The sequence below is a fragment of the Sphingobacterium sp. PCS056 genome, assembly GCF_023273895.1.
In the GTDB taxonomy this organism is placed as follows: domain Bacteria; phylum Bacteroidota; class Bacteroidia; order Sphingobacteriales; family Sphingobacteriaceae; genus Sphingobacterium.
The window spans coordinates 304,570-322,146 of record NZ_CP096883.1 but is presented as its reverse complement, the minus strand read 5'-3'; the positions used below and the strand labels follow the sequence as shown (position 1 = coordinate 322,146).

Below are 17,577 nucleotides of genomic sequence, written 5' to 3'. Positions count from 1 at the left end.
GTTTACGTAGAACATATTTTTCTTACCGCGGATCGTTTTATTCTCATAACACACTTACTCATCCCGCAAACTATCAACAGGATTTGAAAGAGCAGCTTTAATCGTTTGGAAGCTAATGGTGGCTAAACTGATCAAAATAGCCATCAATCCAGCAGCAGCAAAATACTGCCATTGAATTTCTATGCGATAATTATAATCCTGTAACCAATTATCCATAACCCACCATGCTATTGGCGATGCAATAAGGATGGCCATAAGCACTAATTTAATAAAATCAACAGAAAGCAAAGATGTTAATTGTCCAATAGATGCACCCAAGACTTTCCTGACAGCAATTTCTTTCATACGCGTTTCTGCCATATAAGCAATCAAAGCAAATAAACCCAAGCAAGAAATAAAGATGGTCAATACCGCAAAAAGCATAGACAGAGTACCAATAGATTGCGTCTCTTTAAATTTAGCTTCAAAATTTTTATCAATAAACTTATACTCAAAAGGGTAATCCGGATTGAATTTTTTGAAGATATCCGCTACCGTTTTTAAATTATTAACAGTACTATTGTTTGGGTTCAATCGGTAGTGGATATTTGTAAACCAAGATTTAGGACCAAAAATAATCATCGGTAAAGTTTCACCATATGGTGAATCAACGATGAAATCTTTGATTACACCTACTACAGTCCAGTCCTCTCTATCTCCATGGATAACCTGACCAATCGGATTTTGTAATCGCATGCTTTTAACAGCAGTTTCTGTCAATAACATTGCATTACTATCAGTTTTATATTTATAAATATCAATATCTCTACCTGATAAAAGTGTAAATCCTAAATTTTCAACCGCATCAGCATCCGTACTGAAACGATTGAACGATACTTTTTTATCGCTTTCGCTACTTCCAGGCCAGGAAAACCCCATGCCATTGCTATATCGATCAGTCACTGGCGACATATTTTTAGAAACAGAAACAACAGCATTGCTAGCCAGCAATTCGTTACGAAGATTTAAATAATTCTTTTCAAGTTCTCCAGAAATACTGCTCACTAATAACCCATTGTCATCATAACCCCGATCCCGATCTTTAGTATGCTGAATCTGTTGGAATATAATAATGGTTGCTATTGTCAGAATAATAGCAATTGAAAATTGCAAGATAACCAGAATAGAGCGTACGCTTAAGCCCCTTTTATAAGAGTTTAATTTTCCCTTTAACGTTTTTAGCGGTTTAAAAGAGGACAGGAAAAATGCAGGGTAGCTACCTGCCAAAACACCTGTAATAATCGTGAAAATAATTAAAAATAACCAATTGCTGCCAGAAAGTAGGGAAATATGAAGATTTTTCTCAACTAAATTATTAAATGCCGGAAGAATTAAGATGATACAGCCTACTGCTAGTATCATGGCGGCAAAACTGATTAAAACACTTTCTACAATAAACTGTGCAATCAGACTTTTACGATCAGCACCTACCACCTTTCGAACGCCTACCTCTTTAGCCCTTCGCTCAGAACGAGCAGTACTCAAGTTCATGAAATTGATACAAGCCACCAACAAGATAAATGAGCCAATCCAAGTAAATAAATGCACCAATTGAATGCGACCAGCAGTATAAGCGCCATTAACACTTTTGTTGTACAAATAGGCATCTTGATAAGGGAATGCAAAGATTTCATTTGTCGACCTGATTTCATTATTGCCCACATTAATATGATTTTGACTAACAAGCCTTATTTTGTTGTTAAAGGCTTCTAATGGTGTTGTCTCCCGTAGCAGAACATATGTTTCGATGGAGTTGTTCTGCCAGTTTTCATCCGTATAGCCAATTTTTTTAGCATATTCCCATGACAGCAAATAGTCAAATTGCATACTGGTGTTATTGGGTAGATCTTGTAATACAGCATCCACTGTCACTAAGTTTACAGAATCTATTTTGATGGTTTTGCCCACAGGATCAGAGTTTCCAAATAAAGTCTCAGCAAACTTTTGTGTCAAAACAACGGAATTTGCATTTTGAAGCAATTTATTTTTATTACCCTTGACTATAGGAAAGCTAAACATATCAAAAAAACCAGGATCAACAAATGCGACTTGAGATACGATTTTTTTATTGTTATAGGTCGTTAGAAAATTATTAAATTGATCATAACGCGTGAATTTTTCAATATCTGGAAAATCTTTCTTCAACGTAGGCCCCATAATTTTTGGTGTATTCACCCAAGCCCACACCTGTCCCTGATTCATATCCCGATTACTGATCACGTACAGTCTATCACCCTTCATATGAAAGCGATCCATACTCAGCATATTTTGTAACCAAAGTGCGATCAGTAAAGCCCCTGCCATACCAATGGCCAATCCAATGATATTGATGCTTGAAAAAGCTTTATTTTTTAGCAAATTACGCCAAGCGATTTTAATATAGTTATTGATCATTGTTATTTTATCAAGAGGTGTCTATTCAAAATGACTATTTTATTCATCTCGTAAGCATTCAACAGGATTGATAATTGCTGCACGTATAGTTTGGTAGCTTATCGTTAAAAAAGCAATTGTTAACGCGACACATCCAGCAAATACAAATACCCACCAATCCAGTTCAATATGATATGCAAAATTATCCATCCATTTGTACATCGCCAACCAACCAAAAGGAACACTGATCAGTAAAGCAAATACGACTAATTTTAGAAAATCAAAACTTAATAACTTAACTATTTTTAATACAGACGCACCCAATACTTTACGGATACCGATCTCTTTGATCCGTTGTTGAACCGTATAAGTGGAAAGAGCAAATAAGCCCATACACGCAATGGTAATGGTAATAAATGAAAACAGTTGCATCGCTTTGGTAGTCTGTTGATCTTGGAGGTAAAGTTGATTATAGTCATCATTAAGAAAGTGATATTCATAGGTGTTTTTCGGATCAATTTCTTTCACGATCGTTTTTACTTGATTGATAGCATCCTGCATCGGAACTTGTGCATTAAGCTTGATGAATATATTTCCAAAATAATCATACTCGGGGAAGAGGACAACAGGGCTAATCTCATTATGCAGTGAGGTGAAATTGAAGCTTTCAACAACTTGTTTAATAGAACCTTTACGACCATTTAAATTTATTCTCTTACCGACAGCCTCTGTAGGGCTCCAGCCCAGCGCTGATGCCGTTAACGTATTGATAATAAAACTATTTTCAGGAGATACGGTATCTCTTGCTCTTAATATGTCCGTATCCGAAAGAGGGGAGCCAGCAACTGATTTAATATTAAATAACGATACAAAGTCTTTTTCAATCGGGATAGCCGTTACATTAATAGAAAAATCCGTCGGTTGCCCCTCCACATCACTGATGCTATAACCGCCTTGTATATTTACAGGATTGTCATAGGAAGCAGTCATTCCTTTGACACTATTTAACTGACTCAACTTGTCTTTCAGTAACTGACGTTCTTTGTCCTTCCATCCCCGTCCATCAATCACCAATATATCAGAGCGATCCAATCCAGTATTTTTAGATTGAATAAATTCCATTTGTCTACTTGCAAATAAAGTACAAATGATAAAAAATATAGAAATACAAAATTGGAAAGCAATCAGTATTTTACTCAGCGATATTCCAGTTCGCTTTTCACTCAGTTTACTCTTAAAGATTGAAATCGGTTTTAAGCTAGAAATTGAGTAAGCTGGCCATCCGCCAGCAAGTATTGATAAGGCAATAAAGAATGTCGATAAGGATAGATAAACAGCAGGTTTGTCCCATATATTAATGCTGATATCTACCCCCATAAAATGACTAAAAACCGGCAAAAGAAGAAAAGTTGCCAATATACTCAGCAATAAGGAAATTAAAATCATCACACTGCATTCCAATAAAAATTGGAAAAAAATGTTTTGACGGCGGGCTCCCAACACTTTCTTTACGCCGATCTCTTTTTTGCGCTCTATAGCATGTGCAAGGATTAAATTTGTAAAATTAATGCAGGTCAAGACAATTAGCGCAATACCTAAGGCTCCTAGTATGTAGACATAGAGTATATTTCCAGTACCTGATGTTTTTGAGTGCAGATGAATATCGGTTAATTTTTCTATTTGGAAACCAAATTGATAACCTTGTTTAATAGCATCATTAAACTTATTCTTGACCAGATTATCCAGCTTAAGTTGAACTGATTGGAAGCTCATCTCATTGGCCAATAAGGCTATGGTGATATCATTAGCAGAAGTCCAGGATGATTCTTTGTAACGAGCTAAACCCTGATTAGATAAGATTGCAGAAAATTGCAACTGCGTATTGCTCGGTAGATCCTGTATAACTCCAGTCACTTTCCAATTCACCTTATCAATGACCAAAGTTTTGTTCGTGGCAGGTTCATTCGGAAAATATTTTTTAGCCAAACTCTCCGTAAGCACAATTTGATTCGGACCTTCGAGTACATGTTTTTTACTTCCTTCGATAAATTGGTAATCCAATATTTCAAACAAATTATGGTCTGCATAGTAAAGCTTATTTTCTTTCAAAGATTGGTCATCAATATCAATTAATCCCGCTTGAGTGTAAGCATATAAGCGGCTCGCTTGCTCTACCTCAGGAAACTCTGATTGTAGGACCTGTTGTAATCCAGTGGGCGTTGTGCCCGATGAGACCAATTCAGAACTATTTGGAGATTTGTAAGATAAACTAAAATAAGCAAGCCGATCAGCATGAGAGAAAAAGCGTTCATAACTGGATTCGTGATAGATATAAGTAGCTAATAGAAGAAAGCAGGTTATTCCCATTGTTAACCCAGACATATTGAGTAATGAAAAGCCCTTATTCTTCCGAATATTACGCCATGCTATTTTGATATGATTCTTGATCATTATTTTATGCTTTTAAATTCTTGTATTTTGTAAACTAGCCCATGCAGATTTGTTGATAAATTTTCGATTAGATTACTCATCTCTCAATGTTTTTACAGGATTTGTATTCGCAGCTCTAATCGCTTGTGTACTGACCGTTAATATCGCAATCGTTAATGCCGCAATACCAGCGACTGCAAAGATCCACCACTGAATTTCGATGCGGTAAGAAAAATCTTCTAACCATTTATTCATGGTCCACCAAGCAATAGGTGAAGCAAGCAGAATCGCTATAAGTACCAGTTTTACAAAATCTCGCGACAGCATAGCTGTTATACCTGTTACAGAAGCACCCAATACTTTACGAATACCGATCTCTTTTGTTCTTAATTCAGCAATATACGACGCTAGTCCAAGTAAGCCTAGACAAGATATAAAAATGGCCAATCCAGAGAAAATAAGTGCCAACTGAGCAGTTTGCTGCTGTTCTTTAAACTTGGTCGCAAATTGCTGATCAACAAATTTATATTCAAAGGGATACTCTGGATTAAATTTTTTGAGTATCTCCTCCATTTGTTTCAAGTTATGGTCTATTGGCAAAGATGGGTTAGTACGAACGACCATATTTAACATCCACTCTTTAGCAGGGTAAATGAGAAGAGGGGTAACAGGACTGTAGGGAGAATCATTAATGTAATCATTAATGACCCCTACTATCGTAAATGTGTTGCTTCCCCATTTCAGGATGCTACCAATAGGATTTTTCAATTTCATTTCTTTGATAGCAGCCTCGTTCACCAGCACCGATAGACTATCGGAAGCCAACCGTTCAAAGTCGATGTCACGACCTTCCAGTACCTTTAAGCCAAGAGTTTTAACAAAATCACTTTCTGCCTTACCAATATTGAATACGATTTTCTTTCCTTGTTCAGGAGTTGCCCCTTCCCATGAAAAATTACCACTTGAGTTTGACGCATTTCGGGTTATCGACCACCCCGTACGGGTTACAGCATGCGCAATATTTTTATTGATCAATTCAGATTTAATGACTTTATAATTTTTTGTCATATCACCTTCCATAGGAATTTCGATCAGTTGCGAAGGAGAATAGCCGATATCACGTTTTCCAGCGTATTCAATTTGGCTACGGACAATCAAGGTTGCAATAATTAAGATAAGCGCAATTCCAAATTGGAATACGACTAATACTTCCCGAAAATTTAAAGCCAGTTTTTTAGATTTTCCAAATACTTTGAGAGATCTTATAGGCTTAAATGAGGATAGTACAAATGCAGGGTATAAGCCTGCAAACACTCCAGTTAACAGGATAAATCCTACTAATGAGACCCAGATTATTGGATCTGTAATGGAGAAAACTAACGGTTTATCTAGGATTTTATTAAAAAAAGGAAGTGCCAAGAAAGTTAATCCGATCGACAGAATTCCCGCAATGAATGAAAGCAATACCGATTCCGTCAAAAATTGGGCAATTAAACTACTGCGTTGCGCACCCACCACTTTTCGTACCGCTACTTCTTTGGCTCGTTTTTGGCTACGAGCAGTGCTGAGATTAACGAAATTGATGCAAGCGATCAATAGAATCAAAAATCCCAAACCAGCCACCAATTTAACTTGATCAATTTTACCACCAACTGGTACACCCTGTTCAAATTTTGAATACAAGTGCATTTTAGATAGCGGATATAAAAATAGGGAACCTTTTAACTCGTTATTTGTCTTTTTTGCAATGATATTTTTTAGTTTTTTTATTAAAGGCATCCACATCTGTACCATCTTTAAGTTGGATGTAGGTCATGAATGTACTTGTATTCCAGTTTGGAGAGTAATTATCCGCCTTAGTTAGGGGAATCAAATAGTTAAAATCAAAATCGGTATTGCTTGGCAAATCGGCAATAATTCCAGATACTTGATAAGGTTCCTTATTGTCCAGTATAAGGGTTTTATTTAAAGGATCCGTATCGCCAAATATTTTCTTGGAGAGGCTTTCTGTTAAGATGATGTTTTGTGGACCAGAGAGAACTTGACTGCGATTACCCTTTAAAAGTTTAAAATCAAACATCTCCATAAAAGAAGGATCAACCTCCGTGCCTTTAGACTTAATTTTATTCTCATCAAAAGATAATAATCTATCCACATTCCAATACACACGTGCCGCATGCTCTACCTCAGGGTATTCAGCTTTTAAAGTAACAGATGCCGGGCCTGAAGTGATATTACTCATGCCGATTTGACCTACATCTTCATATTTATTCCAAACACGATATAAGTTGTCTTTGTTACTATAGAAATTGTCAAATTGTGATTGATTCTGTACCCAAATAGCAATCATCAAAACAGCCGCCATTCCAATAGCTAATCCGATAATGTTAATGGTTGCATATCCCTTACTTTTCAGTAGATTTCTCCAAGCGATTTTGAAATTGTTCCGTATCATGGTATTGTACTTTAGGCTGTTGTCTTATTTTTGTTTTTAAAGTTCAATACCTAAGCCATTGTTTTAAAATGCTGTTTTTCAGCACCTTAATCTATGTATTGGTCTTCTGTAAGTGTACGCTTTCGAACACTTAGCGTTCGTAAGCGTACATGTGAATCATATTCTTATTCATTCCTTAGTGTATCTATAGGATTGGACAAAGCAGCTTTGATTGCTTGAAAACTTACGGTTACTAGCGTTATCAATAAAGCGATGCTCCCAGTAACGATAAAAATAGACCAGTTTATAGAGATACGATAAACATAATTTTCCAACCACTTCTCCATAAATAAGTATGCTAATGGTGCAGCTATGAGAAAACCAATTAATGTAAGCCAGATATATTCGGTAGATAAGAGTCTCCACAGACCAATTTCTGAAGCACCCAATACTTTGCGAATTCCGATTTCTTTTTCACGCTGTTCGGTCAGAAAGGAAACAAGAGCATAGAGCCCAAGGCATGAGATCAAGATTGCAAGACACGTAAATAGACTGGTTAGACTTCGAATCATTTCCATCTGAGTAAATTCTTTGGCATACGCTTGATCTGTAAAAGTATATTCAAATATAAGGTTCGGATCCGTTGCCATGAATTTTTCTCCAATAGCTTTAAGTGTTTGACTTTGATGCTCATAATCTTTCAAGCCAATGGTAATTTTGTTTTTCGGAAGAAAATCCAAGAAATACGCTGTAGGCGTGATCGACTTAAACGGAGATTCCGAAATGGTGTTTTCAATAACACCCAATATCTCATAAGTCTTTCCGCGTTTACTTAATGTTTTGCTATTCAACGATGTCAAACCCATAAATTTTGCAGCGGCTTCATTAATAATAACCCCAGACGAATCTGTTTTGAAATCTTTAGAAAAGTTTCGCCCTTTTAAGAAATTCCAGCCTACCGTATTGCCAAAGCTTTCATCAACTGTGCATATTCCCAATATAGAGCCCTCAATAGGATCATTACCTTCCCATGTAAACCCACCACCAGATAGTCCAAGTCTATTCACAAAACTCGAAGAAAGGGTTGCATCTTCAATAAGTCCTTTATTTTGTAAGTCTCTTTTGAGAACTTCAAAATTTTTCCTGATTTCTGGACTGCTGCTGATCACATTGATTAGGTTTTGGTTATTATAGCCGATCGGGCGTTCTTTGACATGGTACAATTGCTGTATAACCAAATAAGTGGCAATCATCATAAAAATGGAGATCGCAAATTGAATTACCACCATGACTTTACGTGGTTGAAATCTACCTTTGCTAAGTTGTAGTTTTCCTTTAAGAGCAAGAGTCGGGTTGAAGGAGGATAAAAATATAGAAGGGTAGATGCCTGCTAATAATCCGATTACAAAGATTGCCGCAAACGAAATAGCATAAAATAAAGACGAACTTAATGGAAGTTCGAGCTGTGCATGTGTAAGTTTATTAATCCATGGTAATAGGAGGAGTGTGAATAGCATTGAAAATACAAACGAAATACCAACAGACCAAACGGATTCTACTAGAAAGCCTTGAATTAATTGTTTTCGATTGACGCCAAATGATTTGAGTACTCCGACTTCTTTACCTCTTTTTAGACTTCTGGCAGTGCTCAGGTTGATAAAATTGATACACGCCAATGAAAGGATCAAACAGCTGATTAATGCAATCATCCAAACGTATTGAATCTGTCCACCATTATTTTTACCATTTTTAAAAGACTCGTACAAATGCCATTTCTCCATAGGATGCAATAGTATTTCAGGATTGATATCGGTGAGTTTTGTTTTGAAAACCGCAGTCAATTTTGATTCAATAGTAGGAATCAGCTTACTATTGGTAACCTGCACATAAGTATTAAAGTAGCAATTGTTCCATCCATCAGCAATCCCTTCGTTTTTTGCTAAATAATCTGCAATCGGTAAAATATAGTCCAATTGGTAAAAAGTACTATTCTGAGGAAGATCTGCATATACCCCTTTAACGAGATATTGATCCTTTCCATTGAGCTGAACGATTTTTCCAATCGCACTTTGGCTTCCAAATAAGCGAGAAGCTAATGATTGCGATATGATGAATGTATTAGCGTCAGTAGGAGTGGAGACCTCACCCTCAATAGTTTGAAAACTAAAGATCTCCGAAAATTTACCTAAAGCATAGCAGCCACTGGCACTTAGTTTTTTATCCCCTGCTTTGAAAATGGTACTTTCCAATCCTGTTGATAAAGTGACTTGTTCCATTTCATCTTTAAAATCAGATTCGATCCATTTTGCCAATGGAATTGAGGTCGATGGATCGGTAGACATTTCGTCATTGAAAGTACCTGTGACCATGACTTGATAAATGGTATCGTAGTTTTGAAAGTTTTTATCAAAAGAAAACTGTTTCAATATCCAGAGGGTACTGATTAAAGCAACGGTAAAACCGAGAGCAAGACCGATGATATTGATCGTTGCGTTCCATGGATTACGTTTTATATGGCCTAGAGAAGTTTTAAAAAATAGCTTTATCATAATTCTTAATCAATTGTCTTATTGTAGGAATCTTTTTGATACTTGATAATTATTCGTTTCTTAAACTATTTGCAGGATTGATAATAGCAGCTTTAATAGATTGAAAGCTCACAGTAAGTGCCGTGATGAGCAATGTCAGAATTCCTGAAAATAAAAATATCGATATTGGTAGAGTTGTTCTAAAAGCAAACCCTTGGAGCCAGTCGGTAGCACAATATAAAGCAAGAGGAACTGCAATAATATTCGCTATAATTACTAAGATGAAAAACTCCTTATTAAGCATCCGTATAATCTGGAAAACAGTCGCGCCGAGCACCTTTCTAATACCAATTTCTTTTGTTTTTACCTGCGCCGTGTACGTACATAAACCTAAAAGACCTAAGCAAGAGATTAATATGGTTATGGCAGCAAAAAAATTAAATATGGTACCCTGCTTTTGTTCACTTGTGTATAGTTTTTGATAACTATCATCTAGAAAATTGTAAGTGAAAGGCATATCATTATAGTATTGCTTCCAAATTTTTTCCATAGCATTTATAGCAGCAACAGTTTCATTCTCTTTCGTTTTTATATAAAGCTGCCGAGAATTCTTGGGATTAAACTTAAAGACGATAGGTTCAATCTTCTGACGTACACTAGCATAATTAAAATCATTCACGACACCAATAATAGTTCCAGGCACAGTTCTGATTCTCAAACGAGTGCCAATAGGATTTTTTAAACCCATCTCTCTGACAGCTGTTTCATTGATGATAAAATGGGTAGAGTCTGCTAATGAACCCGTGAAATTTCGTCCCTCTACTAGTTTTATCTTAAAGAAATCGAGTGTATGTTGGTCTGAATGGGTGATACTAAACCATAAGTTTGACTTTGCAGGTTTTCCTTCCCAATCGTTATCTCCAGTAGCATCACCGCCGTGGATCATATCACGACCAAGTCGGATCACATCATTTATGCCTCCATTTTTTAACAATTCATTTCGGATAGCATCAAAATGTTCGCCCATTTTTGATCCCATAGGAACCGTGAAGATATGTTTTTTTTCGTAACCGAGATTTTTGTTTCGTATAAACTCTAGTTGACGCCCAATCACAATTGTCATGGTTATCAGAACAATAGAAACTGTAAACTGTAATACAACCAATACTTTTCTTGAACTTGATTTTTTCATGCCCAGGTTACCTTTTAAGACTTTGATCGGATCAAAAGTTGATAGTAGCATGGCTGGATAGATGCTAACTAAGATTAATGTTCCAACAAGCAAGATAAAAATGTACATCCATAAATGAATATTAGATAGATCCAGAGATATTTGTTTACCAGAGAAGGTATTAAAAATGGGCAAGAACATGAAAACAACAGCTATTGCAATGGTTACTGCAAAAAGAAATAATAACGTAGTTTCTATGATAAATTGAAAGAAAAGTTCTTTTTTGCCAGCTCCAATAATTTTTCGAATCCCAACCTCTTTGGCCCTATTTAAAGAACGTGCAGTTGAAAGATTAATGTAATTAATACTCGCTATTGTTATAATCATTAGCGCGACACCCATAAAAATATGTACAGCACCGATACCCCCATCAGTACCATCAATACGGTACAAATGAACTTTAGACAATGGTTGTGCGACATAAGGTACAGGAGTATCTTCTGGTTTATTGCGTTCATGTATCTGCTGCAACTTTTTGGTTAAAGCAGTGAGGTTCGCGTGAGGACTTAACAGCAGATAAGTTTCAAAGGAAAAACTAGACCAATCCATATCCATAGATGACAAATATGTTTTGTTGTCATAAGTGGTTTTGTTTTTTACATAGGCTTGCTCATTAAACCTCGAAAGGGGAAGAAGTACCTGTATTTGTAAACTTGAATTCTCAGGATAGTCTGCGATAACACCAGATACCATACAAAGTTCATCTAGACCTATCGTCAAAGTTTTACCTATGGGGTTTTCATTACCAAAATAACGACGGGCAGTACTTGCTGTGATGACAATTGAATTGTTGTCCGGAAAAGGCAACTTTTGATTGCCTTTTATTAAAGGAAAGCTAAACACATAAAAATAACTTGGGTCTACAAAAGCAAAGCTTTTTTCGATAAATGTCTTTTCTTTATACTTGATGGGGCCGTCACCGATTTTGAATATACGTACAGCATCTTTTACTTCTGGAATCTCTTTTTTCGCAAAAGTACCAACAGGAGCAATGATACTCTCAAATATTTTTTTTGTTATTCCAGTTCCACCCTCAATACCAATTTTATAAATCATGCGCTCATTTTTATGAAATCGGTCAAAGGATAGTTCATCTTGTATCCAGAGGATCAGAAATATGCCTACGACTAATCCCGCAGACAATCCTAAAATATTAATGCACGTATAAAATTTGTTAGAGAAAATACTCCGCCATGCGATTTTGATATAATTCTTTATCATCATTTTTTTGATTGTAACAGGTTAGTCAATATGATTACTCATCTCTTAGACTTTTAATGGGGTTTCCAAAAGCAGCTTTTAATGTTTGATAGCCAATAGTCATCAGTGCCATGATTATAACCGTAAATAAAGCGGTTACAAATGCCCATATGGGCATTTCAATACGATAGATGAAATCATTAAGCCAATTATTAAAAAGATAATAAGCAATAGGACTAGCAATTAAAAATGCCAATAAAATGATTTTTAGATAGCTTGATGAAAGCAAGTTTAAAATTCCTATCGTACTTGCACCTAGTACTTTCCGTATTCCGATTTCCTTACTCCGGAGTTCTGCAGTATATGCCGCTAAACCTAAAAGACCAAGACAAGCAATAAACAATGTCAACATGGAAAATACGGTCATAACTTTAGAAGAACGTGTTTCATGCTCATATTGACTTTGGATATATTGATCTAAGAAAGTGAAATCGAATGCAGCTTCTGGAGCAATAGAAGAATACGCTTTTTTGAGTTCCAACAAATACGCCTGCAGATCTCCTGCTTGATATCGAATGAGTAAATTTCTCGGAGATTCAGGTGATTTATTCATCGTGTAATAGGTGTAGCCACCAATTGATGATTTTAAATTTGAATAATTGAAATCTCTTACAACTCCTCTGATAATGGAATTTGTAGCACTCATTTCTGTGATGATGGGTTTCCCAATAGCTTCTTCAGGTGTTCGATATCCTAAAAAATGAAGAATTACTTCATTTATCAACACGTAACAAGTCGAATCTGGTTTACCAATAATACTCGGTAAATCTGAACCAGCTAATAACTGCAAGCCTAGTGTTTCAATAATTGGTCCGAATGTAACGGCTGTTTGTGTAGGTAAGCCCTGTTTGTCCGTTAGAAATTTATATACGGTCTTACCACTTTCATTATAACCTGGAATGGATTGTGCGTAAGTGGAAGATTTAGTAGCAGGAATATTTCCTATCGCATGGCTAAGTGCATTGATTTTATCCAAACCTTTTATGGATCGAATAGGGATCGATAACACACTTTGAGGCTGATAACCCAAATCTTTATTTTTGACAAAGTTCATTTGTAAAAGCATAATGATGATGCCAATGATGAGGGTAATAGATGTCGCAAATTGAAACAGAACCAATAGCTGTCTTGTTAATACTTTTTTTGTTCCATTATTATCACCTTTTTTCATTAAAGTAATGGATTTAATTTGGGACAGATAGAGAGCAGGATAACTTCCAGCTATCAAGGTAATACTTAACCAAGCTATAAACACAGGGCTTACATTTTGCCAATTGAGTATTTGAGAAATAGCAATATCGTTTTGACTGATGGCATTGAATAGTGGTAATAATAAAATGGCTAAAAATATTCCGATCGCCATTGCAATTAGGCTGATGGTTGCGGTTTCAATATAAAATCGAATGATGATTTGTTTTCGACTAGCCCCTAAAACCTTATTGATGCCCACTTCCTTACTGTTTTTTTGAGATTTAGCAGTTGCTAAATTCATATAATTCACACAGGCAATTATAATAATCAAGAAAGCGAGGACAGAGAGGGTTCTGATCGTTTGAATATCTCCAGTACGCGTAGTTGGTCCAGTTTTTAGATCTGATGAATATAGATGCACTTTTGGTAAGGGCTGTAAAAAAAATGCTGTAAAAAAACGGTTATCTTTTTCAACATACTTATCGATCAACTTCGTAGCCTGTTGGGCAATATCACGAGGATCTGTACCATCTTTCAAGTGGATATAGGTTTCATAACTCGCGTTACTCCAATATACATTTTTACCCATCCAAGAGTCCATGATATTAGAAATCATCTCACAATCAATTGTGCTATTTTTTGGCAAGTCTAGATATACAGCACTCACTTGAAATGTATCTCTTTGATTTACACAAATCATTTGATTTAAAGCAGATTGGCTTCCAAACATTTTTTCCTTGGTAGATTGAGATATCGCAATACTTTTAGGTTGATGAAATACCGTCTCTTGATTTCCCTCAATAAACTGAAAATCAAACATGGAGAAAAGAGAAGAATCTGCTAGGTACAAATTTTTCTCAATAAAATTATGATCTCCTGCGCGGATAGAAGCAGGGGCGCCAAAATCATTTTTCACCAAACGTGTCATTTGTTGTACGCCCGATAAATCCTCTTTTACAGCAGGACCTACGGCATTTGGTAAAGCAATCCATTTTTCCTGATTATATTCTGGAGAAGTTTGCATATAGACACGGTAAATGTTTTTGCCCTTCTTGAACATAGAATCATAGCTCAATTCTTGTTGAACATAAGCAAATAATAAAACGGCAGTGCAGATACCAATTGCTAATCCAATGATATTGAGAATGCTGAAAAATTGATGATTCTTAATACTTCGCCAAGCTGTTTTGATATAATTCTTTATCATAATTTTTTCGATTGTCAATCGTTGTACAATATTCTTTTTACTTAACAGACAAAGCCGTCGACTTCTGAAATCGACGACTTTGATCTTTACTTAACACTTAAACACCACTAATTAAACGATGATCACTCATCACGTAAACTATCGATCACATTTACTTTCGCAGCACGGATAGCCTGATAGCCAATTGTCATTCCTGCGATTAATAAAGCGATACTTGCTCCAACTAAAAAGATCCAGAGACTCAATTCTGTTTTGAAACTGCCATCCAGCTTTGATATATTTAAAAATCATAATAATAGTTTTCGACAGTTTGCATTTTAGGTTTTTTGTTTTCGAAATTTATAATGCCAATCCTTAAGCCATAATTTTAATAAACTTATTTATAGGTTTTTATGTTATTGCTAGCATCTATGTAAGTGTACGCATCCGAACACTTAGCGTTCACATGCGTACATATTAAGCTGTATACTACTGATCCCTCAAACTTTTTACAGGATTAGCTCTTGCCGCTTTTAAAGCTTGGTAACTGACGGTCACAAAAGCAATGACCAAGGCACTCACACCCGCTATGGCAAACATCCACCATTGCATATCAATATGGTATGCAAAATTGTTCAACCACTTGTTCATCGCCCAATAGGCGACAGGTATCGCAATACATATGGCTATAATAACCAGTTTAATAAAATCGATGGATAATAATTGTATAATGCCAAAAACACTAGATCCTAAAACTTTACGGATGCCAATTTCTTTAGTTCGTTGTTGTGCGGTATACGTTACCAATCCCAATAGGCCCAAACATGCTATAAAAAGAGCAAATCCTGAAAAGGTGGTGAAAATTCTTTGGAATCGATAATCCGCTTCATATTGACGTCTAAAACTCTGATCCAAAAATGTATAATTGAATGGAATTTGAGGAGCGACACCAGTCCAGATTTTCTTGATACGGGCAATAGTTTCCGGAAGATTTCCTTGTTGCAATTTGATCGTTATAAATTTGCTGCTCCAAGGTTCTAAGCGTAAAGCAAGAGCTTCAACTTTGTTGTGTAGCGAGAGGTAGTTAAAGTCTTTTACAACTCCAATCACTTGTCCCTCTTTGCCCCATTGCGCAAAATGTTTTCCGATGATCTCTTGTGGATTGCTATAACCCCATAACTTAGCAGCAGCCTCATTAATAATTAAGGAGTGTGCACTGTCAGCAGGAAAATCTCGGGAATATGCTCTTCCTGCAACCATTTCAATACCCATATTTGGGATAAAATCGATATCTACTTCAAAGAGAGCTGGACTCAATATCGTCATTTTTCCTTCAGTAGATTCTATTTCTGTACCTGCATTAGGAAAAAATGCACCTGGAACACTACGTGATGATGATACCGCAATGACGTCCTTATCTCTTTTAAACTTATTTTTAATCGCTTCTAAATTTTTGTTGACATCATTGTCAAAATTGTAATCAATGACAAGCATCTGATCTTGTTGAAACCCCAGATTGGTATGCTGTAGATGATGCAATTGCGAAAAGACAATACAGGTTCCGGCAATAAGCACAATGGACAAGCCGAATTGGAAAACCACTAATCCTTTTCTTAAAAATTGTCCTCCAGCAGCAGTTTTAAATGTACCCTTTAATACTTCAACAGGTTTAAAACGTGCTAAAATAAATGCAGGATAACTTGCTGCAATAATACCAGTAATCGTTACAATGGCAAGGAAAATACTAAGTGTAGTCATATTGAATAGACTGCTCCATGCAAAATTTTTACCTGCAAAGGCTTCCATGGACGGAAGAAGTATAATAACCAATAGCAGTGCTAGCAGTGCAGCGATAAAAACTAAAGCTAAAGATTCACACATAAATTGTAGGATCAAATTGCGATGGTTAGCACCAATTGCTTTGCGGACACCAACCTCTTTTGCTCTTTCCATGGATCGGGACGTAGCCAAATTCATGAAATTGACACATGCGATGAAAAGTATAAATAGACCTATGATAGCAAATATATACAGATTCTGTACACTGCCCGTTACACCTGGCTGTCTGCCTGCTGCCGAATGCATATAGGCATCTAGCATGGGTTCGAGATAGAAGTTAAACTTATCCTCCTTAGAGGCACCATGCTTTTTAAGAAATTGAGGAATTTTTTTATTGAAATTGGGCAGATTAAATTGATCAGAGACCAGCACATACGTATAAAAATCTACATACCCCCAAGAGTCAAAAATATCTGAACGTGCTTGTTTAAAGGTACTCATGGATAATAAAGCATCAAAAGTAAAATGAGAATTGGAAGGTACATCTTCAATAACCGCAGTGACCTTATATAGACCTGGGTTAGCACGACCTGCTGCAAGTCCCCCTTCCAATGTTTTGCCAATCGGGTTTTCATTGCCAAAGTATTTTTTAGCCATACTTGCTGTTAGAACAGCAGTATAAGGAGCGGTCAAGGCTGTTTTTGGATTACCAGCCAATACTTTCCAGCTAAAAACGTCAAATGCCGTTGAGTCCATAAAAAAAACACGCTCTTCCTGAAACACCTTCTCTTTATTCTTTAAAGAAATGGATGTCACTCCAGAAAATTGAACCACATTTTTCACTTCAGGGAAATCTGCTTTTAAAGCAGGTCCTATTGGCGCAACTCCCCAGACATCATTGCGTGTGGTTTGCTCTTTTTCCTCCCAGGAATTGATCACACGGTAAATCCGGTCTTTGTTTACATGGTATTTATCATAAGATAACTCATCATGAATATATAATACAATTAATAAGCAGCATGCTAACCCTATGGCTAGGCCAATGATGTTGATGGAAGAATAACCTTTGTTTTTCCAAAGATTTCTCCAAGCGATTTTTATATAGTTCTTGATCATTTTTAATAAT

At 36.1% G+C, this 17,577-nt stretch carries 9 protein-coding genes; all 9 read right to left on the bottom strand.

Going from position 1 to position 17,577, the window contains the following annotated elements; genetic code table 11:
* Positions 1–54: 54 nt before the first annotated feature.
* Positions 55–2,433 carry an ABC transporter permease gene (locus MUB18_RS01260; protein WP_248754761.1) on the bottom strand — a complete coding sequence of 793 codons (2,379 nt, stop codon included), beginning with the start codon at positions 2,431–2,433 and terminating at the stop codon, positions 55–57.
* Between the two features lie 39 nt (positions 2,434–2,472).
* Positions 2,473–4,863: an ABC transporter permease gene (locus MUB18_RS01255; protein ID WP_248754760.1), complete on the bottom strand. Its 2,391-nt coding sequence runs from the start codon at positions 4,861–4,863 to the stop codon at positions 2,473–2,475.
* Positions 4,864–4,935: 72 nt separating this feature from the next.
* Positions 4,936–6,621, bottom strand: a complete 1,686-nt coding sequence (locus tag MUB18_RS01250; protein WP_248754759.1) for an FtsX-like permease family protein — start codon at positions 6,619–6,621, stop codon at positions 4,936–4,938.
* Positions 6,572–7,297, bottom strand: a complete 726-nt coding sequence (locus MUB18_RS01245) for an ABC transporter permease (RefSeq protein ID WP_248754758.1) — start codon at positions 7,295–7,297, stop codon at positions 6,572–6,574. The genes MUB18_RS01250 and MUB18_RS01245 overlap by 50 nt, the downstream gene beginning before the upstream one ends.
* A 164-nt stretch (positions 7,298–7,461) precedes the next feature.
* Positions 7,462–9,825, bottom strand: coding sequence for an ABC transporter permease (locus MUB18_RS01240; RefSeq protein WP_248754757.1), 2,364 nt, complete (start codon positions 9,823–9,825; stop codon positions 7,462–7,464).
* Between the two features lie 49 nt (positions 9,826–9,874).
* Complete coding sequence (locus tag MUB18_RS01235) at positions 9,875–12,259, bottom strand: ABC transporter permease (protein WP_248754756.1); 2,385 nt, start codon at positions 12,257–12,259, stop codon at positions 9,875–9,877.
* A gap of 31 nt (positions 12,260–12,290) precedes the next feature.
* Positions 12,291–14,693, bottom strand: a complete 2,403-nt coding sequence (locus tag MUB18_RS01230) for an ABC transporter permease (RefSeq protein ID WP_248754755.1) — start codon at positions 14,691–14,693, stop codon at positions 12,291–12,293.
* 122 nt (positions 14,694–14,815) lie between these two features.
* On the bottom strand, positions 14,816–14,938 hold the full coding sequence (locus tag MUB18_RS21835; protein WP_262917507.1) for a hypothetical protein: 123 nt from the start codon (positions 14,936–14,938) through the stop codon (positions 14,816–14,818).
* Positions 14,939–15,161: 223 nt separating this feature from the next.
* Positions 15,162–17,567, bottom strand: coding sequence for an ABC transporter permease (locus tag MUB18_RS01225; protein ID WP_248754754.1), 2,406 nt, complete (start codon positions 17,565–17,567; stop codon positions 15,162–15,164).
* Positions 17,568–17,577 lie beyond the last annotated feature (10 nt).

Coding starts and splice junctions, on each gene's coding strand:
- MUB18_RS01225 (WP_248754754.1), bottom strand. CDS start 17,567: ATGATCAAGAACTATATAAAAATCGCTTGGAGAAATCTTTGGAAAAAC.
- MUB18_RS01255 (WP_248754760.1), bottom strand. CDS start 4,863: ATGATCAAGAATCATATCAAAATAGCATGGCGTAATATTCGGAAGAAT.
- MUB18_RS01260 (WP_248754761.1), bottom strand. CDS start 2,433: ATGATCAATAACTATATTAAAATCGCTTGGCGTAATTTGCTAAAAAAT.
- MUB18_RS01230 (WP_248754755.1), bottom strand. CDS start 14,693: ATGATAAAGAATTATATCAAAACAGCTTGGCGAAGTATTAAGAATCAT.
- MUB18_RS01245 (WP_248754758.1), bottom strand. CDS start 7,297: ATGATACGGAACAATTTCAAAATCGCTTGGAGAAATCTACTGAAAAGT.
- MUB18_RS01240 (WP_248754757.1), bottom strand. CDS start 9,825: ATGATAAAGCTATTTTTTAAAACTTCTCTAGGCCATATAAAACGTAAT.
- MUB18_RS01250 (WP_248754759.1), bottom strand. CDS start 6,621: ATGCCTTTAATAAAAAAACTAAAAAATATCATTGCAAAAAAGACAAAT.
- MUB18_RS01235 (WP_248754756.1), bottom strand. CDS start 12,259: ATGATGATAAAGAATTATATCAAAATCGCATGGCGGAGTATTTTCTCT.